Source organism: Rhodopseudomonas sp. (assembly GCF_013377015.1).
In the GTDB taxonomy this organism is placed as follows: domain Bacteria; phylum Pseudomonadota; class Alphaproteobacteria; order Rhizobiales; family Xanthobacteraceae; genus JARJEH01.
On record NZ_JACABA010000001.1, the window covers coordinates 1,295,644 to 1,320,868 of the forward strand.

23 protein-coding genes are annotated in these 25,225 nt (G+C 63.8%); 7 read left to right on the forward strand and 16 right to left on the reverse strand.

What is annotated here, in order from left to right; all coding sequences use genetic code 11:
• Nucleotides 1-134 precede the first annotated feature (134 nt).
• A complete protein-coding gene (locus HXX15_RS06205) occupies nt 135-2,435 on the reverse strand; it encodes a molybdopterin cofactor-binding domain-containing protein (protein WP_296513754.1) in 2,301 nt (766 codons plus the stop codon).
• Nucleotides 2,432-2,923, reverse strand: coding sequence for a (2Fe-2S)-binding protein (locus HXX15_RS06210; protein ID WP_296513756.1), 492 nt, complete (start codon nt 2,921-2,923; stop codon nt 2,432-2,434). The genes HXX15_RS06205 and HXX15_RS06210 overlap by 4 nt, the downstream gene beginning before the upstream one ends.
• Before the next feature lie 413 nt (nt 2,924-3,336).
• Here HXX15_RS06210 and HXX15_RS06215 point away from each other — a divergent pair, with 413 nt between their 5' ends.
• Both HXX15_RS06215 and HXX15_RS06220 read left to right on the forward strand, forming a co-directional pair.
• On the forward strand, nt 3,337-3,720 hold the full coding sequence (locus tag HXX15_RS06215; protein ID WP_296514866.1) for a hypothetical protein: 384 nt from the start codon (nt 3,337-3,339) through the stop codon (nt 3,718-3,720).
• Nucleotides 3,721-3,772: 52 nt separating this feature from the next.
• Nucleotides 3,773-4,447, forward strand: coding sequence for a dienelactone hydrolase family protein (locus HXX15_RS06220; protein ID WP_296513758.1), 675 nt, complete (start codon nt 3,773-3,775; stop codon nt 4,445-4,447).
• Between the two features lie 167 nt (nt 4,448-4,614).
• On the opposite strand, the gene HXX15_RS06225 is transcribed toward HXX15_RS06220, so the two are convergent.
• The 3 genes from HXX15_RS06225 to HXX15_RS06235 all read right to left on the reverse strand — a co-directional run bounded on the left by HXX15_RS06225 (nt 4,615) and on the right by HXX15_RS06235 (nt 6,634).
• Complete coding sequence (locus HXX15_RS06225; protein ID WP_296513760.1) at nt 4,615-5,355, reverse strand: polysaccharide biosynthesis/export family protein; 741 nt, start codon at nt 5,353-5,355, stop codon at nt 4,615-4,617.
• A 125-nt stretch (nt 5,356-5,480) separates the two neighbouring features.
• Nucleotides 5,481-6,137, reverse strand: a complete 657-nt coding sequence (msrA, locus tag HXX15_RS06230; RefSeq protein WP_296513762.1) for a peptide-methionine (S)-S-oxide reductase MsrA — start codon at nt 6,135-6,137, stop codon at nt 5,481-5,483.
• 179 nt (nt 6,138-6,316) lie between these two features.
• Nucleotides 6,317-6,634: a hypothetical protein gene (locus HXX15_RS06235; protein ID WP_296513764.1), complete on the reverse strand. Its 318-nt coding sequence runs from the start codon at nt 6,632-6,634 to the stop codon at nt 6,317-6,319.
• Between the two features lie 384 nt (nt 6,635-7,018).
• Here HXX15_RS06235 and rpsT point away from each other — a divergent pair, with 384 nt between their 5' ends.
• From rpsT to gyrB, 5 genes are all read left to right on the forward strand, one after another.
• Entirely contained in the window at nt 7,019-7,285 is a 267-nt protein-coding gene (rpsT, locus tag HXX15_RS06240) for a 30S ribosomal protein S20 (protein ID WP_296513767.1), read from the forward strand.
• A 1,265-nt stretch (nt 7,286-8,550) separates the two neighbouring features.
• A complete protein-coding gene (dnaA, locus tag HXX15_RS06245; protein WP_296513769.1) occupies nt 8,551-9,972 on the forward strand; it encodes a chromosomal replication initiator protein DnaA in 1,422 nt (473 codons plus the stop codon).
• A gap of 219 nt (nt 9,973-10,191) precedes the next feature.
• Complete coding sequence (gene dnaN / locus HXX15_RS06250; protein WP_296513772.1) at nt 10,192-11,310, forward strand: DNA polymerase III subunit beta; 1,119 nt, start codon at nt 10,192-10,194, stop codon at nt 11,308-11,310.
• 169 nt (nt 11,311-11,479) lie between these two features.
• Nucleotides 11,480-12,616, forward strand: a complete 1,137-nt coding sequence (recF, locus tag HXX15_RS06255; RefSeq protein WP_296513774.1) for a DNA replication/repair protein RecF — start codon at nt 11,480-11,482, stop codon at nt 12,614-12,616.
• A 181-nt stretch (nt 12,617-12,797) separates the two neighbouring features.
• The gene (gene gyrB, locus HXX15_RS06260) at nt 12,798-15,239 is read left to right on the forward strand and encodes a DNA topoisomerase (ATP-hydrolyzing) subunit B (RefSeq protein ID WP_296513775.1); all 2,442 of its coding nucleotides are present in this window, start codon (nt 12,798-12,800) and stop codon (nt 15,237-15,239) included.
• Here gyrB and HXX15_RS06265 read toward each other — a convergent pair.
• The 11 genes from HXX15_RS06265 to ccoN all read right to left on the reverse strand — a co-directional run bounded on the left by HXX15_RS06265 (nt 15,199) and on the right by ccoN (nt 25,158).
• Nucleotides 15,199-15,870 carry a hypothetical protein gene (locus HXX15_RS06265; RefSeq protein ID WP_296513777.1) on the reverse strand — a complete coding sequence of 224 codons (672 nt, stop codon included), beginning with the start codon at nt 15,868-15,870 and terminating at the stop codon, nt 15,199-15,201. The genes gyrB and HXX15_RS06265 overlap by 41 nt on opposite strands.
• A 16-nt stretch (nt 15,871-15,886) precedes the next feature.
• Nucleotides 15,887-16,396 carry an Lrp/AsnC family transcriptional regulator gene (locus tag HXX15_RS06270; protein WP_296513779.1) on the reverse strand — a complete coding sequence of 170 codons (510 nt, stop codon included), beginning with the start codon at nt 16,394-16,396 and terminating at the stop codon, nt 15,887-15,889.
• A 142-nt stretch (nt 16,397-16,538) separates the two neighbouring features.
• Entirely contained in the window at nt 16,539-16,760 is a 222-nt protein-coding gene (locus tag HXX15_RS06275; RefSeq protein ID WP_296513781.1) for a hypothetical protein, read from the reverse strand.
• Nucleotides 16,761-17,216: 456 nt separating this feature from the next.
• Nucleotides 17,217-17,405 carry a cbb3-type cytochrome oxidase assembly protein CcoS gene (gene ccoS, locus HXX15_RS06280; RefSeq protein ID WP_296513783.1) on the reverse strand — a complete coding sequence of 63 codons (189 nt, stop codon included), beginning with the start codon at nt 17,403-17,405 and terminating at the stop codon, nt 17,217-17,219.
• Entirely contained in the window at nt 17,405-19,591 is a 2,187-nt protein-coding gene (locus HXX15_RS06285) for a heavy metal translocating P-type ATPase (RefSeq protein WP_296513786.1), read from the reverse strand. The genes ccoS and HXX15_RS06285 overlap by 1 nt, the downstream gene beginning before the upstream one ends.
• A gap of 28 nt (nt 19,592-19,619) precedes the next feature.
• Entirely contained in the window at nt 19,620-20,120 is a 501-nt protein-coding gene (locus HXX15_RS06290; protein WP_296513788.1) for a FixH family protein, read from the reverse strand.
• Between the two features lie 21 nt (nt 20,121-20,141).
• Entirely contained in the window at nt 20,142-21,599 is a 1,458-nt protein-coding gene (gene ccoG, locus HXX15_RS06295; RefSeq protein ID WP_296513791.1) for a cytochrome c oxidase accessory protein CcoG, read from the reverse strand.
• 112 nt (nt 21,600-21,711) lie between these two features.
• Nucleotides 21,712-22,581 (reverse strand): cytochrome-c oxidase, cbb3-type subunit III, encoded by an 870-nt coding sequence (gene ccoP, locus HXX15_RS06300; RefSeq protein WP_296513794.1) that lies wholly within the window; start codon nt 22,579-22,581, stop codon nt 21,712-21,714.
• A 7-nt stretch (nt 22,582-22,588) separates the two neighbouring features.
• Nucleotides 22,589-22,753, reverse strand: coding sequence for a cbb3-type cytochrome c oxidase subunit 3 (locus tag HXX15_RS06305; protein ID WP_296513797.1), 165 nt, complete (start codon nt 22,751-22,753; stop codon nt 22,589-22,591).
• Nucleotides 22,754-22,762: 9 nt separating this feature from the next.
• Complete coding sequence (ccoO, locus tag HXX15_RS06310) at nt 22,763-23,497, reverse strand: cytochrome-c oxidase, cbb3-type subunit II (RefSeq protein WP_296513799.1); 735 nt, start codon at nt 23,495-23,497, stop codon at nt 22,763-22,765.
• An 11-nt stretch (nt 23,498-23,508) separates the two neighbouring features.
• A complete protein-coding gene (gene ccoN, locus HXX15_RS06315) occupies nt 23,509-25,158 on the reverse strand; it encodes a cytochrome-c oxidase, cbb3-type subunit I (protein ID WP_296513801.1) in 1,650 nt (549 codons plus the stop codon).
• Nucleotides 25,159-25,225: the final 67 nt, after the last annotated feature.

Sequence of the window (25,225 nt, forward strand, 5' to 3'; positions counted from 1 at the left end):
TAAGACACATCATTAACGCTTGATTGCCCGCCCCTATCAAATGATACCGATCGCGAACCGCACGCGACTCCGTGGAAAACAAATCCGCCGGAGGCAGCGCCTCCGGCGGATCGATTACTGTTTGCGGAGATGCTTTACGCCTTCATACCCGCCTTCACCGCTTCTGCTGTGATCGGCAGCGAGCGGACACGCGCGCCGCAGGCGTTGAAGATCGCATTGCCGAGTGCGGGCGCCACCACCGTGACCGCGGGCTCGCCGACGCCGGTTGCTTTTTCGCCATTGGCGATGACACTGACGGCCACTTCCGGCACCTGACTCATCCGCAGCGGATGGTAGCTGTCGAAGTTGGTCTGCTCGATGGCGCCATGCTTCAGCGTTGCCTTCTCGTACATCGCCAGCGAAAGCCCCCACAACGCCGCGCCCTCGACCTGGGCCCGGACGTTGTCCGGGTGAACCTGGGTGCCGATATCGGTGGCCACGGTGAGCTTCTTCACCTTGACCTCGCCGTTCGACGCGACCGCGACATGTGCAACGCAGGCGGTCCAACTGGCGGTCGCCCGTTCCTGCGACGAGACACAGGCGACGCCCATGCCTTCGCCCTTCGGCAGTTGCCTGGCGCCGTAGCCGGCCATACCCATCGCCGTCAGCAGGGTGTTGCGCAGACGCTGCGCGCCACCGTCCTGTTTGCCCTTGCCGTCCAGCAACGCGATCCGGAACTGCGCCGGATCCTGCCCGGCGGCGTGCGCGAGTTCATCGACCATGCTTTCGACCGCCCAGAACGTCCAGCCCGGTGCGACCGACCGCAGCTGGCCGGACGGGGTGGCGTTCTGCGCCATCTCGTTGAGAATGGCGCGGACGCTGTGATTGGGCACGGAATAAAAGAAGTCCGCGCCGTTCACCGTGAACGCGTCGAGCGCGCCCTTCTTGTCGACCGACGGAGTCAGGAAGTCGGGGATGCCCCAGCGCTTGGTCGGCCACGCACTGACAACATCGTGCTGCATCGCGACGAGCTTACCGTCGCCATCGAGACCCGCCTTGATCTTCTGGAAGGTGAGCGGACGCGAGAAGTCCATCGTCATATCGTCTTCGCGCGAGTAGATCACCTTGACCGGTTTGCCGACCGCTTTCGCGGCCTGCACCGCCGGCACCATCATGTCGGCGTCGAGGCGTCGGCCGAAACCCCCGCCCAGCCAGGTTTGATGCATCACCACGAACTTCGGATCGACTCCGGCGGCGCCGGCCGCGATCGCGCCCGAACGTGTCGCGAACTGGTTGCCGGAATAGAGATGCCAGATGTCGCCCTGCAATTGCGCCGTGGCGTTCATCGGCTCCAGCGGCGCGTGGATATTGATGCTGGTGGTGTACTCCGCCTCCAGCACCTTGGCGGCGGTCCCGAGGGCCGCGGCGGTGTCGCCATCCTTGACGAAGAACAGTCCAGACTCATCCAGCGCCTGCAATCGTTTCGCTTCAGCCAGCAGTGAATCGCTGGACAGTTCGGCGTTCGGGCCGCGATCGTAGCTGATCTTGAGCGCGCGTGCCGCCTTGCGGGCATTGGCATAGGTGTCGGCCACCGCCACCACCCATCCCGTCGTGGTCGCGGTCTTGTCGTCGAGGATGACGGCCTTGATGAAGCCCGGCACCTTCTTCGCCTCGCTGTCGTCGACCGACTTGACGGTGGCGCCATAGCGCACCGGCGGGGTAACGGTCTTGCCGTACACCATGCCGGGCAGCATGGTGTCGATGCCGTATTTGGCGGAGCCGTTGGTCTTCGAGGGGATATCGAGCTGCGGCACCGAGACCCCGATCATGGTGTACTGGTCGGGCGTCTTCAGCTTGATCGCCTTCAGTTCGTCGGGCGTGAAAGTCTTGGTGATCTTGCCGCTCTTGACGATGTCGGCGAAGCTCATCGACTTCTTCGACTTCGGGTGCATGACCATGGAGTCACGAACCACCAGTTCGTCCTTGAAATAGGGCGGCACGCCCATCGCCGCCACCGCGGCGTCGACCAATGCCATGCGTCCCGCGGCACCCGCACGGCTCATCGCATCGAAGTTCATCATCGTGCTCCAGCTGCCGCCGGTGATCTGCGCTCCGAGCACGGGGTCGTTGAACTTCGGATCGTTGGAGGCGAGCTGGACCCGCATGTCTTTCCAGCTGGCGCCGAGCTCTTCGCAGATGATCTGCGCCATGGTGGAGGCGATGTGCTGGCCCATGTCGGCCTTGCCGCAGGTCACCGTGACGAGGCCATCCGGTCCGATCGAGTACCAGACGCTGGGATCGAAACTGGCGGGCGCGGCGAGCGCCTGATCGGCCCCCAGCAGTCCGGGAACGCCGGAATAGCCGAGTGCGAGCCCCGCAGCGGCGGTGCCGACCAGGAACGAGCGGCGGCTGAGATCGGCGGGTTCGGTCGAGGTGATTTTCACGTGCTTGTTCATGTCGCCCTCCGCTCGGTGCCGGTGTTGGAAGCGGTCCGCATTTCGGAAGCCGCGCGCATGATCGCCTTCTGAATCCGCGAATAGGTCATGCAACGGCAGAGATTGCCGTCCATATGCGCCACCACTTCTTCCTTGGTGGGGTTGGGATTCTTGGCGAGCAACGAGGCCGCCTGCATGATCTGGCCGGACTGGCAGTAACCGCATTGCGGCACCTGCTCGGTGATCCACGCCTTCTGCAGCGGATGATCGCCCTTGGCGCTTAGGCCTTCGATGGTGGTGATCTTCTTGCCGGCGACATCGCCCAGTGCTGTCTGGCAAGACCGCACCGCCTCGCCATTGACGTGGACCGTGCAGGCACCGCACAGCCCGGCGCCGCAGCCGAACTTGGTGCCGGTCATCTGCAATTGCTCGCGGATGGCCCACAGTAGCGGCGTGTCGTTGTCCGCCTCGACGGACATGGTTTTCCCGTTGATGTTGAGTTTGAGCATGTCTCTCCCCTGCCGGTGCATGAAGCCGCTTACGGCGGCTGTTCACTCCTGGCTCATGGTCTGACACCCACCGGATCGGCGCCGACCTTGCCGCAAGAATGAGCGAGTTCCGATCCCGGGGCAATGCAAATTGGAATCGATAAATACAAAGTGAGGCGATTAGTAACGCCGCAAGTAGCAGATCAGCTTTGATTTGTGCGACGCGATAAATCGCGCGGGCAATCTCCAGATGTCGTCATGCACTGGCGAACAAGCTGCGAAGACTTGCATTTCCCATCCGGAGGGGGATCGGCTAGAATGCGATCGCAACGCCGCAGTCGGGATCTACCGCAATGCCAGAACGCAACCGCAACAAAATTGGCAGTGACGACGACCTGCGCAGCAGCGGCTCCGCGCCGCCGATGTGGCGGGGCATGGTTGGAGCGCCACGCAGGCTTCGCATCACCAGGCGGCGCATCCATGCGGTCCTGGCCGGAATTGTCGCGGCGGCCACCGTCGCACCGGCGAGCGCGCAACAACCGGCACCGTTCAGCGGCGTCAAGGCGCCACCGTTCACCGCGACATTGTCGAACACTACGCCGCTCGCCTTCGGCATGGATGCGGAGGACGCCGCGCGCGCGCTCGGCATGCCGCTGCACTACATCAGCGGTCGGCCCGGCGATGAGATCTATCTGGTGTTCCGGCCGATCGGCGGCAGCGGATTTTTCAACCGGAGCGACCGGCTCTTTCTGCAATTCCGCCGCGGCCAGCTCGCCGGCTGGAAGGGCGACTGGGGCCGCAACTGGATGTGGCACTAATTCGCGCCGGAACCATCACCCCCCAATCATGATCGCGCAACAAGGATGACCCGTGGGACAACACATCACGCTGACGGTCTCTGACAATTTCAAGCTCGGCGCCTACCGCGCCGATCCCGCTGGCGCTGGGAGCGCCGCGGTGGTGGTGATCCAGGAGATCTTCGGCGTCAATCACCACATCCGTGCGATCTGCGACCGGCTGGCGGCACATGGCTATGTGGCGATCGCGCCGGCAATCTTCGATCGCATCGAGCCCGATTTTCAAAGCGGCTATTCGCCCGACGAAATCGCGGTCGCCCGCAAATTCGTCGCCAATCCGGATTGGCCGGCGATGTTGCGCGATACCCAGGCGGCTATCGACGCGGTGACGGATGTCGGGCCGGTGGGCATCATCGGATTTTGTCTCGGCGGCAGCGTCGCCTATGCGGCGGCGACCCAACTGACCGGACTGCGGGCCGCGATCGGCTATTATGGCGGCGCCATCGTGCGTTTCGCCGACGACCGGCCAAGCGTGCCGACGCAACTGCATTTCGGCGAAAAGGATGCGGGGATTCCGCTTGCCGATGTCGAGACGATTCGCGGCAAACGGCCCGAGGTCGAGATCTTCATCTATCCCGGCGCACAGCACGGCTTCGGCTGCGACGAACGCGCCAGCTACGACAAGCCCAGCGCCGATCTGGCCTGGCAGCGCAGCCTGGCCTTCTTCGACCAGCATCTGAAAGTCTGAGTCAGAGTGCCCGCAACAACGCAATAAGTCGAAGTTCGTCATGGCGAGGAGCGCTTGCGACGGAGCAATCCGGTCTTCGTCCGAAACTTCGGGATTGCTTCGCTTTCGGTCGGCGCCTCGCGCCGACCTCAGCTCGCAATGACGGTGTTCTCAGCGAAGAGTGACAATCAGAACCAGCGTTCGCCGACCAGCACGGTATCGCCGGGGCTGAGCGGGGTGCCGAGCGGAACCACGGCGCGCACCGAGCCGGCGCCCTCGGGATGGGTCACGGTGACGCGGTCGCGCCGGGCACGCGGCGAGAACCCGCCGGCGATCGCCACCGCGCTCTCGACGCTCATATTCGGCACGTAGGGATATTGGCCGGGAGCGGCGACTTCGCCGAGAATGAAGAACGGCCGATAGGTCTCTATCTCGACCGCGACCGAGGGATCGCGGATGAAGCCGTTGCGCAGCCGTCCGGTGATCTCGGAAGCGAGGCCGGCGGGGGTGCGGCCGCGCGCCGGAACGCCGCCGATCAGCGGCATGGTGATCGCGCCGCCGGCGCCGATCGTGTAGGTGTTGGTGAGCCCTTCCTGACCGTAGACCACGATCCGTAGTCGGTCGCCGGCGTCCAGCCGGTATTCTGGATCATAGATCGGCACCACTTGCGGTGCGGCGGCGTAGACCACCGGGAGATCGCTGCGATACGATCGCGACATTCCGGAGCGAAGCGCGGCCAGGGCGCCGTCTGAATTTTGCGTCGGCGCGTAGGCCGGCTGCGGATAGCCGCCCTGGCCGTACGCCATCGAATCGAGATCGCTTTGGGGATTCATCATCGCGACCGGCGCGGAGCGTCGCATACAGCCTGCCAGCGCCAGCGCGGCCAACACCGCAATCATCGACAATCGAAACGCGCGCAGCAACGACACCGGAGCTATCCCTCACAACGAGACAGCTCCGTTAATGCACCATTAGGGTTAATAAACCGTGAGTCCGAATGCGGCAGCCTGCTTCGAATCCGATCCGGTTTCGAAGCAGCCGAACGCCTGCCGGATCAGGCGCCGACGCCAGCGCCAATCGGACACGAAACGCCCGTGCCGCCGAGGCCGCAATATCCGGCGGGGTTCTTCGCCAGATATTGCTGATGATAGTCCTCGGCGAAGTAGAATTCGCGCGACGGCGCGATCTCGGTGGTGATCGTACCCAGGCCTTTCGCCGCCAGCGCCTTGCCATAGGCCGCGCTGGAGGCATCGGCGGCTTCGCGCTGCGCGTCACCGAAAGTGTAGATCGCCGAACGGTATTGCGTCCCGACGTCGTTGCCCTGGCGCATCCCCTGGGTCGGGTTGTGACTCTCCCAGAACGTCTTCAGCAACCGGTCGTAGGAGATCTTGCTGGGGTCGAACACCACCAGCACCACTTCGGTGTGGCCGGTTCGGCCGGAACACACCTCCTCATAGGTCGGGTTCGGGGTGTGGCCGCCGGCGTAGCCGACCGCCGTGGTGTAAACGCCGTCGCCCAACTCCCAGAATTTGCGTTCGGCGCCCCAGAAGCAGCCGAGCCCGAACACCGCCTGTACGAACCCTTCGGGATAAGGCGGCTGGATCTGGTGGCCGTTGACGAAATGAGTTTTCGCGGTCGCGATCGGCGTGGCGCGGCCCGGCAGCGCCTCGGCGGCACTGGGCAATGCGGTGGTCTTGCGCATGAAGAACATCAGATCCTCCCGGCGCGGACAGCAGCGATCCCGCGCATTGAATGTGGACCGAGCGCTCGCGGCCGCACCGAAGGTTCGGCAGCGAGCGCCCGGCTGAAACGTCGATATAGGGATTTACGCGCAAACCGTCAGGGTGTTACGGGCCATACCCCGAATCTGCCGCCGCTGCGGCGACCGGATCAATCGCGCGCATATCCGATCAGCGGCTTGCGGGCCCGAAACAGCAGCATCAGCAGGATTCCGAGGACGCCGAGCACCGCAAAGGTTGGCTGGCCGAGCAGCAGTTTAACCGCATTGTTCCAAAGCCAAGGCGAGGCCCCCTCGACCATCACCTTGAACGCCTCCTGGCTGGATTGATGGATATCGTTCCAGGACTCACCGAGCCGGGTCCAGCGCAAGCTATTGTCCGCCACCGACCGGGCACCGTCGTAGACCAGGAAGATGAACCCCCCGGTCAGCAGCAGCAGTCCGATCAGACGAAAGAAACCGCGGATCATGCGTCACCCCAATTTGCGTTACCGGCCCGCGCCCCGGGATTACCGGGGCGGCCGGCAAAATTCAACCTCGCCAGCAACTTATCGGGGCCCAGGCGATCGCGGCCCGGCCCCTAAGGGGGTTTCGAGGGCGTTGACGCTGGAAACCGGGGGCTCTATAAGACGCGGAATGGCGGTGGGGCGATCCTGCCGCCGCTGTTCTTTTGGCGGCGTTGCGTTCTGAGCCGGTCATTCGAGACCTGTTCGGCTCCAAGATCGGCACCAAGACCAGCTCTGAGAATAGCATTTTCAGGAACACCCGGAACACACCGGTCGCGACATTGAAGCGGCTGCCGTCAATCAGCCCGGTCCTCCGCGAGGGATGGCCGCTGTAGGATTTGAGAGAACATGGCCAATACCACTTCCGCCAAAAAAGCGACCCGCAAGATCGCCCGCCGCACCATCGTCAACAAGTCGCGCCGCACCCAGATGCGCGGCTCGGTGCGGACTGTCGAAGAGGCGATTGCCAGCGGCGACCGCGATGCCGCGCTCAAGGCATTCGCCCTCGCCGAACCGGAACTGATGCAGGCCGCGCAGCGCAACATCATTCACAAGAACAGCGCGAGCCGAAAAGTTTCGCGGCTGTCACATCGGATTGCCAAGCTCGCGAAATAGTTCTTCGCACCATAGCGACCACGCAAGCCCGGCAGTGCCGGGCTTTTCTTTTGTCGGGTGTTTTCATTTACCGCGCCGTCGGTTTCGTCAGGCGCCTTGGTGCACTCGTAGTGTTACGCGAAAGATCCGCCGCGTCGATCGCATTGCTGCGAGAAACATTCGCTCTGCCGTTTTTGCGCTGCGAAAGCTTTTTCTCCGGTCGAAAAAACCGCTGCGGCACAGCCCCGGGTTGACCGCGCTGCACGCGCGACGACGTTTCGAAAATGCAACTGCGCAGAATCCCCATGCGTCTCGTCCGCCGGGAGTTACCCTGTTCGAATGCTCAGGAAAAAACGCGCGCTGCGAACCACTTATTGGCATAGCGAGGATCAGCGCTTTGAAAAAGCGGACGCGCCAGACTCAAAAGTAAACGAATTATGAATTTATTTTGGGCAATCGCAACGAATGTCACACGCCACCGGCGTTTCGAATCTGCGCTTAGATTCAAAACCTTGTCGTTTGTCACAAAAACCGTCGACGGATCTCGCGTCGGCCAAGCGCAAATCTGAGCAGCAGCTGCAAAATCAATTCCGTTGCGGGAAGCAAGGCGTCGTGTATTTCTTAGATCGTTCGCGACGCCTTCGGTTCTTCAGATCAGCGCGGTTTGAGAATCTCGGGCGGACATGCAGATCGGCGGCGGTATGCATGTTGGCGGCGCTTTCCAATCGATGGTCGGGTTGCAACTCATAGCAATATGAGGCGGGTCGTGCTGTGCCAAATTTCTCCAGTGGGCGTTCGCATCGCGAACGGTTCCGAGAAGAGGGATGGTATATGCGATCTGCAAACCGCATCGCGGAACGCGCGGCTGCAGGACGAAACGAACGGGCGACATTCTAGGTGTGACGACCTGAGCAGTTTCGATGCAAGACGCGGGCACAATTATCGAACGGGTTTGACGGCAGCTTGGCGCGAATGATTGCGGCGGGCGGGGGAGGTTTTATGCGCGACGAAATCACGATTTCAATCGATCGAACCGGATTGCGGACAGAGTTGTTTTCTTACTCTTCGGCGTGTTCGCCACCTCCCGAGCGAGTTCCGGACCGACTGTCGAATACGCGCTGACCAGCGAAAGCCATCCTCGAGGTACTGATCTGTTCGCGGCGTTTCGCCGAGCCGACGATCTTTGCCTGATGGGTTCGCCAATGGTCTCGCCGCGGCATCGATCGCAAGACGATCCAGCTGCTCCGACAAGCCGGAAAATTACTCAGTCTGAAAAGTTACCGAAGATGGCAAATATCGAACAGGATCGCTGGTCACGCGTGAAAGGCCGACTGCGCTCAAGCGTCGGAGAAGACGTCTATTCGAGCTGGTTCGCCCGGATGGATCTGGAGAGCGTGCAGCCCGAGAGCGTGCACCTTTCGGTGCCGACGCGCTTTCTGAAAAGCTGGATCCAGACGCATTACTCCGACAAGGTTCTGACCTGCTGGCAAGCCGAGATGCCGGAGGTCCATCGGATCGATCTGACCGTACGGACCGCGATGCGTTGCGCCGCGCCGGTCAAGGAGGCGCCAGCGCCCGTCGAGCAGCGCCGCGACGATGGCCGCCCCGCGCCGGAATTGCGCGCCACGGCGATCGCGCCGGTGTCAGCCAGTCATGACGCGCTCGGCGGTTCGCCGCTCGACCCGCGGCTGACCTTCGGCAGTTTCGTGATCGGCCGCTCCAACACGCTGGCGCACGCCGCGGCCCGACAGGTCGCCGAAGGCCGCCGCGGCGACGCGGTGATGTTTAACCCGCTTTACATCCACGCCGGCGTCGGCCTCGGCAAGACCCATCTGCTGCAGGCGGTGACCTGGGCCGGCAATTCCGGCACCGAGCGCAAGGTGCTGTATCTGACCGCCGAGAAATTCATGTACGGCTTCGTCGCCGCGCTGAAGACCCAGACCGCGCTTGCCTTCAAGGAAGCGCTGCGCGGCATCGACGTACTGGTGATCGACGATCTGCAGTTCCTGCAGGGCAAGACCACCCAGGCCGAATTCTGCCACACCCTGAATGCGCTGATCGACGCCGGTCGCCAGGTGGTGATCGCGGCGGATCGCCCGCCATCGGATCTCGAAAGCCTCGACGAGCGGGTGCGCTCGCGGCTGGCCGGCGGCCTGGTGGTCGAGATGGCCTCGCTCGGGGAAGAATTGCGGCTCGGAATCCTGAAATCACGGGTGCTGGCTGCGCGCGCGCATCACGCCAGTTTCGACGTCCCGGCGCCGGTGCTGGACTATCTCGCCCGCACCATCACCCATAATGGCCGCGACCTCGAAGGTGCGATCAACCGCCTGTTGGCGCACTCAAAGCTGAACGCCCAGCCGGTGACGCTGGAAATGGCCGAACGCGAAGTGCGCGACCTGATCCGGCCGCAGGAGCCGAAGCGGATCAAGATCGAGGATATTCAGCGCGTCGTCGCCAGACAGTACAATGTCAGCCGCTCCGACCTGTTGTCGTCGCGCCGCACCGCCAATGTGGTGCGGCCACGGCAGGTGGCGATGTATTTGGCCAAGACTCTGACGCTGCGCTCATTGCCGGAAATCGGCCGCCGGTTCGGCGGCCGCGACCACACCACGGTGCTGCACGCCGTACGCAAGATCGAGGCGCTGGTGGCCAAGGACGTGGCGCTATCCGACGAGGTGGAGCTGCTCAAGCGGCAACTCCAGGAATAGCCTTGGACAGTTGCGCCGGACCGCGCCACCTCCGGCTAAAATGCGGGGAAATTCGCCTCTGGCCGGTGCGGCGCACTTGCGTCCGCCGGCCATCCACGCCACCTTGCGAACCCCCGCGGGTTTGAGCAAAGTCCACGGGGCCTCAATCGCCGCGGCGCCGCTTCCGGCCGCCGGGCATTTCCATCCCATGATGTGGATTCGGATCAGGCGGATTTTGCAATGAAGGTCACCGTCGAACGCGCGCAACTCTTGAAGTCGCTGGGCCACGTTCATCGCGTGGTCGAGCGCCGCAACACCATACCGATCCTCGGCAACGTTCTATTGCGCGCCGAGAATGCCCGGCTGTCGCTGAAGGCCACTGACCTCGACCTCGAGGTCACCGAGACGCTGCCGGCCGAAGTCGCGACCGGCGGCTCGACCACGGTGCCGGCGCATATGTTCTACGACATCGTCCGCAAACTGCCGGATGGCTCGCAGATCGTGCTGGAAGGCGACGGCGACCGCTCGGTGCTGGCGATCCGCGCCGGGCGCTCGCGCTTCACGCTGCAGACCCTGCCGGAGAACGATTTCCCCGATCTCGCCGCCGGCGAGATGACGCACTCCTTCACGCTGGCGGCTGCCGACGTGAAACGGCTGATCGACCGCACCCAGTTCGCGATCTCCACCGAGGAGACCCGCTACTATTTGAACGGCATCTATCTGCACAGCGCCGGCAGCGCAAAGTCCGCGACGCTGCGCGCGGTCGCCACCGACGGCCATCGCCTGGCGCAGATCGATCTGCCGCTGCCGAAGGGCGCGGAGGGTATGCCCGGCGTGATCGTGCCGCGCAAGACCGTCGGCGAAGTGCAGCGGCTGATCGAGGATGCCGAGGCCGAAGTCGGGATCGAGCTGTCGGTCGGCAAGATCCGCTTCAGCATCGGCGACGTGGTGCTGACCTCGAAGCTGATCGACGGCACCTTCCCGGACTACGGCCGGGTGATCCCGCAGAACAACGATAAGGAACTGATCGTCGACAAAAAGGATTTCGAGGCCGCGGTCGATCGCGTCTCGACGATCTCCAGCGAGCGCGGCCGCGCCGTGAAACTGGCATTGAGCCCGGGCAAGCTGGTGCTGTCGGTAACCAATCCGGATTCCGGCAGCGCCACCGAGGAGCTCGAAGTCGAATATGCCTCCGACGCGCTCGATATCGGCTTCAACTCGCGCTACCTGTTGGACATCGCAGCTCAGATCGAGGGCGAAGTGGCGGTACTGAAACTAGCCGACCCCGGCTCGCCGACCCTGGTGCAGGACCGCGACGCCAAGGGCGCGCTCTACGTGCTGATGCCGATGCGGGTGTAGGGCGTCTACATCATTCCGTCGTCGCCCGGCTTGACCGGGCGACCCAGTATTCCAGAGCGCTTCGGCCTGGCAATGTTGCTCTGGAATACTGGGCCCTCCGCTTTCGCGGAGGGTGACGTCGGAATGTCCCGCGGCTCATTGCGACGACATTAGCAAAGCCCCCGCGCCCATGACCGCCTCCCGCATCCATCGCCTGACGCTGACGCACTTCCGCAATTATCGCGCGGCGACGCTGCAAACCCGCGGCGACATCGTCGTGCTGGTCGGACCGAACGGCGCCGGCAAGACCAATTGCCTGGAGGCGATCTCGTTTCTGTCGCCGGGCCGCGGCTTGCGTCGCGCCACGCTCGACGATGTCGCCGACAACCAGGGCGACGGCTCCTGGGCGGTGTCGGCCGAAGTCGAGGGCGCGCTCGGCCTGGCCACGCTCGGCACCGGGATCGATCCGCCTCAGCCCGACGCCGCGACCACCCGGCGCTGCCGGATCGACCGCGAAAACGTCGGCTCCGCGGCGGCATTCGGCGACCATCTGCGGATGGTGTGGCTGACGCCGTCGATGGACGGCTTGTTCATGGGCGCCGCCTCGGAGCGGCGGCGGTTTTTCGATCGCCTGGTGCTGGCGATCGACAGCCAGCATTCCTCTCGCGTCTCGGCGCTCGATCGCAGCCTGCGCTCGCGCAACCGGCTGCTGGAAGAACGCAATGCCGACTCGCACTGGCTCGATGCGATCGAACGCGAGACCGCGGAGCTCGCGGTCGCGGTCGCGGCGATGCGCGGCCAGACCGCGACAAGGCTTGCGGCCGCGCTGCACGCACGCGGCGCCGCGTCGGCCTTCCCGTCGGCCCTGATCATGCTCGACGGCTGGATGGAAAGTGCGCTGATCAGCGAGCCGGCCACCGCGGTGGAGGATCGCTACCGCCAGATCCTGCGTGACAATCGCGGCCGCGACGCCGCCGCCGGCCGCACGCTGGACGGCCCGCATCTGACCGACCTGCAGGTGGTCTACGCGCCGAAGGCGATGCCGGCGCGCGACGCCTCCACCGGCGAGCAGAAGGCGCTGCTGATCGGTTTGGTCTTGGCGCATGCGCATCTGGTCGCGGAGATGACCGGCATCGCTCCGCTGCTGCTGCTCGACGAGGTGGTCGCGCATCTCGACCCAATGCGCCGCGTCGCGCTGTTCGGCGAACTCACAAACCTCGGCGCTCAGGTCTGGATGACCGGCGCCGATCCCGCGGCGTTCAAGGATGTTGGCCCCGGCAGCGAAATTTTCGAGGTCGAGTCAGGGCGGATCTCGCAGCGCGAGTGAGCCGAATTTCACGGCCTCGAAATGGCCTTTTGCTGCCTTGAAAAACGGCCAAAAAACCCCATTTATTCAATGCGTTGTGAAGCTCGACTTTGCGCTAGGCGCAAGTCTCCTTTCATGGCACAAATGAACGTTGAAATCTGATTTTTGCGCGTTGATTCGACGCGCCTTCGAAGGCCCCCGCATGACAGAACCCGCCCGGCAGCCGATCGCCGAATCCGAGACCGCTCCTCCGATTGAATACGGCGCGGAATCGATCCGGGTGCTGAAGGGGCTTGATGCCGTGCGCAAGCGGCCCGGCATGTATATCGGCGATACCGATGACGGCTCCGGCCTGCACCACATGGTCTACGAAGTGGTCGACAACGCCATCGACGAGGCGCTGGCCGGTCATGCCACCGCGGTCGAAGTGGTGCTGAACGCCGACGGCTCGGTCACGGTGCGCGACGACGGCCGCGGCATCCCGGTCGACATCCACAAGGGCGAAGGCATCTCGGCGGCCGAGGTCATCATGACCCAGCTGCACGCCGGCGGAAAATTCGACCAGAATTCCTACAAGGTGTCGGGCGGTCTGCACGGCGTCGGCGTCTCGGTGGTCAATGCGCTGTCGAGCAAGCTGCAGCTGCGGGTCTGGCGCGACGGCAAGGAGCACTTCATCGAATTCGCCCATGGCGACGCGGTGGCGCCGCTCGTGGTCGTCGGCGACGCCAATGGCAAGCGCGGCACCGAGGTGACGTTCCTGGCCTCGCCGGAAACCTTCACCCACATCGAATATGATTTCGCCACGCTGGAGCATCGGCTGCGCGAGCTCGCGTTCCTGAATTCCGGCGTCAACATCGTGCTGTCCGACATGCGCCACGCGGTCGAGAAGCGCGAACAGATGATGTACGAGGGCGGCGTCGAGGAATTCGTCAAATACCTCGACCGCAACAAGAAGGCGATCGTGCCAGCGCCTATCATGGTCAACGCCGAGCTCAACGGCATCGGCGTCGAGGCGGCGCTGTGGTGGAACGACAGCTACCATGAAAATGTTCTGTGCTTCACCAACAACATCCCGCAGCGCGACGGCGGCACCCATCTGGCCGGATTCCGCGGCGCGCTGACCCGCCAGGTCAACGGCTATGCGGACGCCATCGCCAAGCGCGAGAAGATCGCGCTGACCGGCGACGATTGCCGCGAGGGCCTCACCGCGGTTCTCTCGGTGAAGGTGCCGGACCCGAAATTCTCGTCGCAGACCAAGGACAAGCTGGTGTCCTCGGAAGTCCGTCCGGTGGTCGAGAACGTGCTGAACGAGGCGCTGGCGGCGTGGTTCGAGGAGCATCCCGCCGAAGCCAAGGTGATCGTCGGCAAGGTCGTCGAGGCCGCCGCGGCGCGCGAGGCTGCGCGCAAGGCGCGCGAACTGACAAGGCGCAAGGGCGCGCTCGACATCGCCTCGTTGCCGGGCAAACTCGCCGACTGCCAGGAGCGCGACCCGGCCAAGTCCGAACTGTTCATCGTCGAGGGCGACTCCGCCGGCGGCTCCGCCAAGCAGGGCCGCAACCGCGAATTCCAAGCCGTCCTGCCATTGCGCGGCAAGATTTTGAATGTCGAGCGCGCCCGCTTCGACAAGATGCTGGGCTCGGAACAAATCGGCACGCTGATCACCGCGCTCGGCACCGGGATCGGCCGCGACGATTTCGACATCGCCAAACTGCGCTACCACAAGATCATCCTGATGACCGACGCCGACGTCGACGGCGCGCATATCCGCACGCTGCTGCTGACGTTCTTCTTCCGCCAGATGCCGGCGCTGATCGAGGGCGGCTATCTCTATATCGCGCAGCCGCCGCTCTACAAGGTGACGCGCGGCAAGTCGGAGCAGTACCTGAAGGACGAGCGCGCGCTGGAAGACTATCTGATCGCCACCGGGCTCGACGACTGTGTGTTCAAGCTGGCGTCGGGCGAGGATCGCGGCGGCCGCGATCTGCTGGCGCTGGTGGAGGACGCCCGCGTCATCCGCGGCACGCTGCACAATCTGCACAGCCGCTATAACCGCAAGGTGGTGGAGCAGGCCGCGATCGCCGGCGTGCTGAGCCCGCGGATCACCGGCAATCTGGAGACCGCCAATGCCGCCGCCGGCTACATCGCGCGGCGGCTCGACGCGCTGGCCGACGAGGTCGAACGCGGCTGGATCGGAAGCTTCACCGAGGGCCAGGGCTTCGTATTCGAGCGCACCGTGCGCGGCGTCAAGGACGTCGCGATGATTGACGACGCGCTGCTCGGCTCGGCCGACGCGCGCAAGCTCGACGAATTTGCGGCGAAGCTGCAGGAGGCCTATCCGCGCCCCGGCCTGCTGCGCCGCAAGGACACCGAAACCCCGATCCACGGGCCCGTGAGCCTGTTCGAGGCAGTCACCGACGCCGGCCGCAAGGGCGTCGCCCTGCAGCGCTACAAAGGCCTCGGCGAGATGAACCCGAGCCAGCTCTGGGAAACCACCCTCGACACCAACGAGCGTTCATTGCTGCAGGTGAAAATCCGCGAAGTCGACGAAGCCGACGACATCTTCACCAAGCTGATGGGCGACGTGGTCGAACCGCGCCGCGAATTCATCCAGGAGAATTCGCTGGAAGCGAATGTGGACGTGTGAGTTGATCGTGCTGCGGAGGCAGACGCAACACCATCGCCAGCAGCAACATTGACGCCGGGAAGCTGACGATCCACGGCGCCACGGCGTAGACCAGCCACGGCCACGCCAGCTGGCCGAGGATCATCGGCGCGAACAAGCCATTGACGATCAGGGCGTAACGCAGCCATCGCCGCACCCCATTGCCTGGAAAGGCCGGCGCGAGCAGCAGGCTCGAGGCGCTCATATAGGTGTAACCGAGCAGATCGATCGCGGTGGTCGGCATCCCCGGTGCGCAGCAGGCCGCGAAAGCGGTCTCGTGCCCCTCCCCCCGCAGATCGTGCGGGATCACCACGCCGAGCTGAACCACATAGACCAAGCTGACATCGGCGGCATACAGGATCGCCAACGCCAATGCCGACAAGCTCCACGCCCGCAGCTCTTGCGGAGTCGCCGCATGCGCGGCGGCGATCGTGAGCACGAAGGCCGACGCTAACGCCAGCGACGGCGCAAAGATCAGGATGCGGTCCCAAGGATCGGACAGTACCCCGATCACCTGAAGAATTTGCGGAATGTCGTAGCCTATCGCAGCGATCGCGGCCGCAAGCGCCGCCCCGACTCCGAAACGTCTCGTCAGGTTCGAGCGGCCGTTCATCACCGGCAACTGAGGGTCACGCCGCTTCCATCGCCGGCACCGGCAGCGCGGTCACCGATTTGATTTTCTCCATCGCAAAGCGCGAGGTGACGTTCTTCAGCGCTACCGCGCCGATCAGCTTCTTGTAGAAAATATCGTAGGCCCGCATGTCGGCGACCACGACGCGCAGCATGTAGTCGACGTCTCCGGCCATGCGGTAGAACTCGATCACTTCGGGCATCGCGCTCACCGCGTCGGCGAATTTCTTCAGCCAGGCCTCGGAATGATCGCCGCTCTCGATCGAGACGAACACCGATAGCCCCAGCCCGATCTTGTTCTGATCGACCAGCGCGACCCGACGCATGATGATACCGTCGGCTTCCAGCCGCTGGATTCGCTTCCAGCACGGCGTCGACGACAGCCCGACGCGGTCGCCGATCTCGGCGACCGACAGCGAGGCGTCCTGTTGCAGCACGGTCAAAATCTTGCGGTCGATGGCGTCGATTCGGCGGATCGATTCAATCGCCGGGATGGCAAGGTCGGTCATGCGAAAGAACTTTCTTCCAAATTGGATGCTGTTGCGCACCATATCTGGAAAATTCTTTCTCGCAAACTGGATTTTGACTGGAATAGGGGTCCGAAAGTCGAGCGGGGCTCTGCCCGACCGCGGCGGGCCGCCGGCCCATTCGTCAGGCGGTTTGCAGCCGCGACGAGCGCTCGCCGACCCGCGTGGTCGCGAGCTCCGCGGCATGGCGGATGGCGGCCTTCTGCGCCTCGCCTGGCGAGCTGAAGCCGCGTCCGTCGAGGCCGTTGAAATCATGCGTCGCTGCATGAAAACGGAAGAAGCGGCCGTCGCGCACCACGATCCCGGCGGCCTGCGATTTCACTTCGATGATGAATGCATGTGACATGGCGATCCCGTCGCCTGGCTGATAGCCGGCGCCTGTATCAGTTCGATGAAAGAGAGCTGAAGGTTTTGCTGTGGCCCGCGGCGTCAACAGCAGGACATCGGCGGGAACATCGGCTGCAAGCGCCTCAGCGCGCGCCAGATTCGGATCGACAATCTTCTTACCGACATAGACAGCCCCCGCCCGGACGGCAATGCGACCTCGTCGCTCGCCGCCGCCTCGGCCGTTCGCGTGTCAGCATCACCATCCGCGATCGGCCGCATGCCGCTATCTCGTTCGATCCCACGACCGGAGTCAATTGTGCCCGGAAAATAAGCCGATCCTTCCCCAGCCGACAGCGGGAGCGAAACGGCGTCATCCCGGCGCGCGACCGCCGCGAAATCATATGCTGCGAGGCCGGCGCGCAAACCGCCCTGCAAATCTTCACTCGGCCTGTCGGTGAGTCGGAGCGCGGTCACGTTAGCCTCGTTCGATCTGCGGCGGCGTCGGAGCCGGCGGCAGCGGCGGTAGATCGTCGTCGGCGATCGCGCGCCAGGCGGCGCCTTCGAGATCGTCGTACTGGCCGGTCTTCAGCGACCACAGAAATGCCAGCAGGCCCAGCAGTCCGAGCGCCAGCGCCAGCGGAACGAGAATGACCATCACTTCCATCAGGTAAATCCCCGACGGACTCGGCGGGCCCGCATTGCATTCAGCATCACCAGCAGCGACGAGCCCGACATCGCCAGCGCCGCGATCAGCGGCGTCGCGAGGCCAACAATCGCGATCGGCACGGCTAGGATGTTGTAGCCCACCGCCAGCCACAGATTCTCCCGCATCAGGCTCATCGCCTTGCGGGAGTAATCCACGGCGGCCAACACCGGCGCCAGCTCCTTGCCGAGAAACACCAGATCGGCGGTGGCCTGGCTGAGATGGGTGGCGCTGATCGGCGACATCGACACGGTGGCGGCGGCGAGCGACGGCGCGTCGTTCATGCCGTCGCCGACCATCATCACCTTGCGGCCCTGCCGCTTCAGATCCTCGATATGGGCGATCTTGTCAGCCGGCGTCACGCCGGCGCGCCATACCGTGACGCCCAGCGATTCGGCGGCGTGGCGTACCGCGGCTTCGCGATCGCCGGACAGCAATTCGATGCTGATGCCGCGGCTGCGCAGCGCGGCGATCGCCGCGGCGGCATCCGGCCGCAGCAATTGCCGGACCGCGAAGACGTAGCGCTCCTGGCCACGGCTGAAGGCGACCACCGAGACCTCCGGGTCCTGGCCGAGGATTTCACTGGCCTGACGCTCCGCATCGCAGAATACCGGGCTGCCGAGCCGCAGCTCGACCCCGTCGACGATGGCGCGAACGCCGTGGCCGGGTTGTTCCACCACGTCGCGCAGCGGCGCCTTGGCCTGCGCGGCGCGCGCGACCGCCGCGGCGACCGGATGATGACTGGCGAGCGCGAGGCGTCCGGCGAGTTGAAACACCTCCTCGGGCACGCTGGCGGCGTTGACCACGTCGAGCTCCGGCAAGGTCAGGGTTCCGGTCTTGTCGAACACGATGGTGTCGACCCCGGCGGCGCGCTCGATCGCGTCGCCGGAATTGAGCAGCACCCCGGCTCGGAACATCGCGCCCGCCGCGACGGTCTGTACCGCGGGGATCGCCAGCCCGAGTGCGCAGGGACAGGTGATAATCAGCACCGCGATCGCGGTGACGATGGCGTCGTGCCAGCCGGCGCCAAGCGCTACCCAGCCCAGCATGGTGAGCAGCGCGGTGGCGTGCACCACCGGCGCATAGAGCCGCGAGGCGCGGTCGGCGAGCTTGACGTAGCGCGAGCGCGCCTGCAGCGCATGCTCGAGCAGCCGGGTGATTTCCGCCAGTAGGGTGCCTTCGGCCGCCGCCGACACCCGCACCCGCAGCGTGCCGGACATGTTCAGCGTGCCGGCATAGACCTGGGTGCCGCGCTCGGCATGGACATGCAGGGTCTCGCCGGTGATCAGGCTCTGGTCGATCTCGGAGCGCCCTTCGATCACGATGCCGTCGACCGCGCAGCGTTCGCCCGGCCGCAGCAGCACGATGTCGCCGGCCCGGATCGCTGCGATCGGCACTTCGCTGATCTCCTCCGGGCTGACGAATTTGGTCGCGGTCTCGGCCTTTAGGGCCGCGAGATTGCCGGCGACCGCGCGGGTGCGCTGGCGCATTTTTTGATCGAGAAAGCGCCCGGCCAGCAGGAAGGTCAGCAGCATGACGGCGGCGTCGAAATAGGCATGCTCGGCGTGGTTAATGGTTTCGACCAGCGACATGCCGAGCGCCAGGATCACCCCGATGGTGATCGGCACGTCCATATTGACGCTACGAACGCGCAACGCCTGCCACGCCGACTGGAAGAACGGCTGGCCCGCATAGGCGGCGCAAGGCAGCGCCACCAGCGCGGACAGCCAGTGGAAGAAGTCGCGGGTCACCGGCGTCATGTCGGAGCCGGCCCATACCCCCACCGACAGCATCATCACGTTCATCGCGCCGAACGCCGCGACGCCAAGGCAGCGCAGCAGGAACTTCGAGCGCTCGATCTCCATCGATTCGACGCGCAGCGGTTCGAACGGATAGGCCTTGTAGCCGAGCTCGGCGAGGCGATCGATGAACTGCGCCGGCTCCAGCACGCCCGGCTTCCACTCGATGGCGAGGCGGCGATCGGTCAGATTAACACGCGCCAGCGTGACATCGGGGATCGCCGACAGGCCGCGCTCGATCTTCGACATGCAGCCAGCGCAATTGACGCCTTCGACCGCCAGGTCGATGTGGGAGATCCCGGAATCCAGTTCCTTGACGTAGTGGGAGAAATCCCGCGTCAACAACATGCGCCGTTCCTCTTCACGCAACAGTCGATCAGTTCAGCATCAGGCGGTTCTTCGACAGGAACATCCGGATTCCGGCCTGGTCGCCCTCGAGCACAAGGTCCCATAGTCCGGCGCCGACGCCCGCAGCGTTTCCCCGGTAAATTCCACTGTCCACTTCGGCCAAGGCGACTTCCAAGTCGGCGCGCTTGTCGGCGGGCCGCTCGAGACGGCCGAAGAACTTCAACCCCTGTAGCGGCGCGCCGTTCTTGTCGCGCGCCTCGACCCGCAACAGCGCGGACCCGTCGGACCGGCGCTCGACCTTAGCGTCGACGTTCCAGGCACGTTGGGTTTGCTCGCGCGCCGCCGCGATCTCGCCTTCATAAGCGATGCTCGCCGCATAGGGGCTGTCCACCTCGGTGCCGGGCAGGGTTCTGATCGCGAGCGTCATCATCAGCAGGTTGACGCCGATCACCAGGCCGAAAAACCCGAGCAGCGACGCGAGAACAACTCGCCCTGTCAAAGGCCTTGGCGTGGAGGCTTGGTTGCTCATGAGTCGGCTCCGTTATCGAATTCAGGGCGTGACGAACACGTCCTTGTTGGCGGCGACCTCGCCGAGGCCGATGTCGGTGACGCGAAACGTGATGGGCATCGACTTCGGCAGTTCGGCGTCGGTAGTGGAGGTCACCAGCACCCGCAGCTCGGTACTGGCGTCGCGGCCCAGAATGATCATCGGACGGTCCTGGGTGATCGAGTCGGTGCCGATGACATGGATGATCGCGTTCGGCGGCCCGTCGACATCGACCGCCACGACGCGGTCGAACCCGCGCTTGTTGAGGAAGCGCAGCGTATAGCCATTGCGGATCGAACCGTCGCTCAGCCGCACCGCCAGCGGGTTGCGGTCGTGCAGCACGTTGACGTCGAGCAGGCTGCGGGTCAGCATTGCGTACAGCATGATGCCGCCGACGCACGCGATCAGCGCGCCATAGACCAGCGTTCGCGAGCGCACCGGCTTGAAGATTTCCGGCTTGCCCTCCATCCGGCGATGGATGTTGATGTCGTTGTCGTAGCCGATCAGCCGGGTCTCGCGGCCGACCTTCTTCATCACCGCGTCGCAGGCGTCGATGCAAAGCCCGCACTGGATGCAGTCGAGCTGCGAACCATCGCGAATGTCGATTCCGGTCGGACACACCGCAACGCACTGATTGCAGTCGACACAGTCGCCGACGGTTTCACCCAGCGCCCGGGCCTGCGCGGCCTTCTTCAGCGAAGTGCGCGTTTCACCGCGGTCGTATTTGTAGGTGACGTTGAGCGCCCACTCGTCGGTCAGCGCGGCCTGGATCCGCGGCCACGGACACATATAGACGCAGACCTGCTCGCGCATGAAGCCGGCCAGCAGATAGGTGGTGGCGGTCAGGATCCCGATCCAGATATAGGCGATCATCGGCGCCTGGAAGGTGACCAGGTCCTTGATCAGGGTCGGCGCGTCGCTGAAATACAGCACCCAAGCGCCGCCGGTCCACCACGCGATCAGCAGCCAGATCGAATGCTTCAGCACCAGTTCGGCGCCGCGCTGCATCGACAGGCCTTCGGCGGCCTTCTTCATGCGCTCGCGACGATCGCCCTCGATCATGCGCTCGACGGCGTAGAACAGGTCGGTCCACACCGTCTGCGGACAGAGATAGCCGCACCATACCCGGCCGCCGAGCGCGTTCATCAGGAACAGCGTGATCGCGGCGAGGATCAACAGGCCGGTGAAGTAATAGACTTCCTGCGGCCACAGCTCGATGAAGAAGAAGTAGAATCGGCTGTTCGGTAGGTCGATCAGCACCGCCTGATCCGGCGCGCCGAGTCCGCGGTTCCAGCGGACGAACGGCAGCAGATAGTAGACCCCGAGGCAGAAAGCCATCAGGTACCATTTGATTCGACGAAAGGTGCCGGAGACGCTTTGCGGGTAGATCCTCTTCTGGGCTACGTAAAGCGGCCCATCGTCATCCGGTTGTAGATCGGTTGCCAGCAGTGGTTTGTTCATAACGAGGGTTCATTTCGCTTCTGTCGTTGAGCGCAGGCTCAACCTCATGGGCGCAATTGATTAACCTCAAGTGTCGCACACCCTGCAGGTTTTGTTGCGTCCGGCGGTGGACTTATTTGCCACCGCCGAGCGAATGTACATACACCGCCATCGCCTTGATGGTGGCGAGATCGAGACGGTCGGTCCAGGCCGGCATCACGCCGGCGCGGCCGTTGGTCACGGTTTCGATGATCGTGGCCTCATCCGAGCCGTAAAGCCAGATTTTGTCGGTCAGATTCGGCGCGCCGAGTTCCTGGTTCCCCTTCGCGTTGTCGCCGTGACAGACCGTGCAATTCTCCGTGAAGATGGTCTTGCCGGCGGCGAGATCAACTCCCTGCCTGGTCGATAGGCCGGACAGCGATCTGACGTAATTCGCGACGGTGACGATTTGATCCTTGGTTAAGGTGCCGGATTGGCCGAACGCCAGCATCTGGCCCTCATGTCCCTTGTCGTTGCCGGAGCGGGCGCCGAACTGGATGGTCTGCATGATCTGATCGAGCGTGCCGCCCCACAGCCAGTCGTCGTCGTTGAGGTTCGGGAAACCCTTCGCGCCGGTTGCGCCGCTGCCGTGGCAGGCCGCGCAATTGTCGCCAAACACCACTTTGCCCTTGGCGCGCGCCAGCGCCAGCAGCGCCGGATCCTTCTCGATGTCGGCCAGCGGCGCGGTGGCCAGCGCCACCATCTTGTCGCCGCGGATCGCCTCGAGCTTGGACAATTCGACCGCCACATTGGCGCGTGACGAATAGCCCATCAGGCCCGGGAGATAACTCTGCGCCAGCGGCCAGGACGGGTAGACGAACCAGTAGCCGACCGCCCAGATGATGCAGGCATAGAAGGTCAGGATCCACCACCGCGGCAGCGGCGTGTTCAGTTCCTTGATGCCGTCCCATTCATGACCGGTGGTCGCGGTGCCGGTGTGCTTGTCGATGTCGATGTCAGCCATGATCCTGTCAGTCCTCTCGCAGCGGCATTTCGGCAGCGGCGTCGAATTGTGCCTTGTTACGGGGCCACAGCGCGTACGCTACGATGGCGAAAAAAATGACCATGAACAGCGGTGTCCACCACGTCACGACGAATTCTGACACCCAGCTCTCGGCGTTGATGATTGCTTTCATGTCCCTGCCTCAGCGCAGATTGGCTTTTTCGTTGTAGAGCTTGAAGTCGACCAAGGTGCCGAGCATCTGCAGATAGGCGATCAGCGCGTCGAGTTCGGTGGGATTGCCGGGCTGGCCGTCGAAGTTGCGCACCACTGCCTTCGGATAGCGCTTGGTGAACGCGGCGACATCGGCGCTGTCCGGGTCGGTCTGGGTCTTCAGATCGGCGACCGCATTGGCGATCTCGTCGTCGGTATAGGGCACGCCGACGATGCGGCTGGTGCGCAGATGATCGGGAAGCCTCGAGGCATCGACCTCGGTCCGGGCCAAGAAGGAGTAACCGGGCATCACCGACTGCGGCACGATCGAGCGCGGGTTCTTCAGATGCGTCACATGCCAGTCGTCGGAGTACTTGCCGCCGACGCGGGCCAGGTCGGGTCCGGTGCGCTTGGAGCCCCACTGGAACGGATGGTCGTACATGCTCTCGGCGGCGAGCGAATAGTGGCCGTAGCGTTCGACCTCGTCACGCAGCGGACGGATCATCTGCGAGTGACACAGATAGCATCCCTCGCGGACGTAGATGTTGCGGCCGGTCAGTTCGAGCGGCGTATAGGGCCGCACGCCGTCGACCACCTCGATGGTGCTCTTCAGGTAGAACAGCGGCGTGATTTCGACCAGACCGCCGATCGCGACCACGAGCAGAATTCCAACGATCAGGACGAGCGAATTCGTCTCGAAGATCTTATGCCGATTCCAGATGGACATTTATTCGTTCCTCACTCGGCTGCCTGAAGAGCAACGCGCGGTTGCGCCTCGGATGTCTCGCCGACACGTACCGTCATCCAGAGATTGTAGGCCATGATCAGCGAGCCGATCAGGAACAAGCCTCCGCCAGCAGCGCGGATGATGTAGAAGGGGTGCATCGCTTCGACGGTCTCGATGAAGGAATATTCAAGGAAGCCGAGCGAGGTGTAGGCCCGCCACATCAGGCCCTGCAGGATGCCGGAGACCCACATCGCGGAGATGTAAAGCACGATGCCGAGGGTTGCGATCCAGAAGTGCCAGTTCACCAGCCTGAGGCTGTAGAGCTGCTTGCGGTTCCAGACCCACGGCACCAGGCAGTACAGCGCGCCGAACGAGACGAAGCCAACCCAGCCGAGCGCGCCTGAATGCACGTGGCCGATGGTCCAGTCGGTGTAGTGGCTGAGCGAATTCACCACCTTGATCGACATCATCGGCCCTTCGAAGGTCGACATGCCGTAGAACGCCACAGACACCACCATCATGCGGAGCACCGGATCGGTGCGCAGCTTGTCCCAGGCGCCGGACAGCGTCATCAGGCCGTTGATCATGCCGCCCCAGGACGGCATCCACAGCATGATCGAGAACGTCATGCCCAGCGTCTGGGTCCAGTCCGGCAGCGCGGTGTAGTGCAAATGATGCGGACCGGCCCAGATGTAGAGGAAGATCAGCGCCCAGAAGTGGATGATCGACAGCCGATAGGAATAGATCGGCCGCTCGGCGCGCTTCGGAATGAAGTAGTACATGATGGCGAGGAAGCCAGCGGTCAGGAAGAAGCCGACCGCGTTATGGCCGTACCACCACTGGAACATCGCGTCCTGCACACCGCCCCAGGCGATGTAGGACTTCGAGCCCAGGAACGACACCGGAACCGCAGGGTTGTTGCCGAGATGCAGCACCGCGATGGTGATGATAAAGGCAAGGTAGAACCAGTTCGCCACGAAGATATGCGGCTCCTTGCGCTTCATCAGCGTCGCCAGGAACACCAGCAGATAGGTGACCCAAACCACCGTCAGCAGCAGGTCGGAATACCATTCCGGTTCGGCATATTCTTTCGATTGAGTGACGCCGAGCAAGTAGCCCGTGCCGGCGATCAGGATGAAGAAGTTATAGCCAATCGCCACCACCCATGGCGCGAGGTCGCCGGCGAGCCGCGCCCGTGAGGTCTTCTGCACCACATAGAACGACGTCGCCAGCAAGACGTTACCGCCGAAGGCGAACACCACGGCGGAGGTGTGCAGCGGCCGCAGCCGTCCGAAGCTGGTCCATTGCAGATCGAAATTCAGCGCCGGAAAGGCCAGTTGCGAGGCGATCAGCAGCCCGACGGTAAATCCGGCGATGCCCCAGAACATCGCCATGAACGAGCAAAACTTGACCGGGCCGAAATTGTAATTTGGTCGGCCATCGATTTCCTGAGGCGGCAAGGCCGATCGGCCCCGATACCTCGTGATGATCGCAAAAACGGCCCAGAAACTCACGGCGGCGCCGAGAGCGGTATGGAAGGCGAAGGCGCTATCCAAGGCGTTGATCGCAGCATAGACGCAAAGCAGCGCGGTCAGGGCGAATACGACGGTCAGACCGCCCTCGCCAAGGGTGATCCGTTTCGAATTCAGGGCTTGATTCATTTGATCAATCTTTTTTCGGCGGGCTATCTGGGATGACAAAACCCGGTTTCGCATCTGCACATTTGAT

Bases quoted from the DNA above. Each gene is read 5' to 3' on its own strand.
- HXX15_RS06210 (WP_296513756.1), bottom strand. From the start codon at position 2,923: ATGCTCAAACTCAACATCAACGGGAAAACCATGTCCGTCGAGGCGGAC.
- HXX15_RS06275 (WP_296513781.1), bottom strand. From the start codon at position 16,760: ATGTCACATGCATTCATCATCGAAGTGAAATCGCAGGCCGCCGGGATC.
- HXX15_RS06305 (WP_296513797.1), bottom strand. From the start codon at position 22,753: ATGAAAGCAATCATCAACGCCGAGAGCTGGGTGTCAGAATTCGTCGTG.
- dnaA (WP_296513769.1), top strand. From the start codon at position 8,551: ATGGCAAATATCGAACAGGATCGCTGGTCACGCGTGAAAGGCCGACTG.
- HXX15_RS06215 (WP_296514866.1), top strand. From the start codon at position 3,337: ATGGTTGGAGCGCCACGCAGGCTTCGCATCACCAGGCGGCGCATCCAT.
- HXX15_RS06290 (WP_296513788.1), bottom strand. From the start codon at position 20,120: ATGAGCAACCAAGCCTCCACGCCAAGGCCTTTGACAGGGCGAGTTGTT.
- HXX15_RS06205 (WP_296513754.1), bottom strand. From the start codon at position 2,435: ATGAACAAGCACGTGAAAATCACCTCGACCGAACCCGCCGATCTCAGC.
- HXX15_RS06235 (WP_296513764.1), bottom strand. From the start codon at position 6,634: ATGATCCGCGGTTTCTTTCGTCTGATCGGACTGCTGCTGCTGACCGGG.
- HXX15_RS06270 (WP_296513779.1), bottom strand. From the start codon at position 16,396: ATGACCGACCTTGCCATCCCGGCGATTGAATCGATCCGCCGAATCGAC.
- dnaN (WP_296513772.1), top strand. From the start codon at position 10,192: ATGAAGGTCACCGTCGAACGCGCGCAACTCTTGAAGTCGCTGGGCCAC.
- ccoS (WP_296513783.1), bottom strand. From the start codon at position 17,405: ATGGAAGTGATGGTCATTCTCGTTCCGCTGGCGCTGGCGCTCGGACTG.
- HXX15_RS06285 (WP_296513786.1), bottom strand. From the start codon at position 19,591: ATGTTGTTGACGCGGGATTTCTCCCACTACGTCAAGGAACTGGATTCC.
- rpsT (WP_296513767.1), top strand. From the start codon at position 7,019: ATGGCCAATACCACTTCCGCCAAAAAAGCGACCCGCAAGATCGCCCGC.
- HXX15_RS06265 (WP_296513777.1), bottom strand. From the start codon at position 15,870: ATGAACGGCCGCTCGAACCTGACGAGACGTTTCGGAGTCGGGGCGGCG.
- ccoP (WP_296513794.1), bottom strand. From the start codon at position 22,581: ATGGCTGACATCGACATCGACAAGCACACCGGCACCGCGACCACCGGT.
- ccoG (WP_296513791.1), bottom strand. From the start codon at position 21,599: ATGAACAAACCACTGCTGGCAACCGATCTACAACCGGATGACGATGGG.
- ccoN (WP_296513801.1), bottom strand. From the start codon at position 25,158: ATGAATCAAGCCCTGAATTCGAAACGGATCACCCTTGGCGAGGGCGGT.
- gyrB (WP_296513775.1), top strand. From the start codon at position 12,798: ATGACAGAACCCGCCCGGCAGCCGATCGCCGAATCCGAGACCGCTCCT.
- recF (WP_296513774.1), top strand. From the start codon at position 11,480: ATGACCGCCTCCCGCATCCATCGCCTGACGCTGACGCACTTCCGCAAT.
- ccoO (WP_296513799.1), bottom strand. From the start codon at position 23,497: ATGTCCATCTGGAATCGGCATAAGATCTTCGAGACGAATTCGCTCGTC.
- msrA (WP_296513762.1), bottom strand. From the start codon at position 6,137: ATGTTCTTCATGCGCAAGACCACCGCATTGCCCAGTGCCGCCGAGGCG.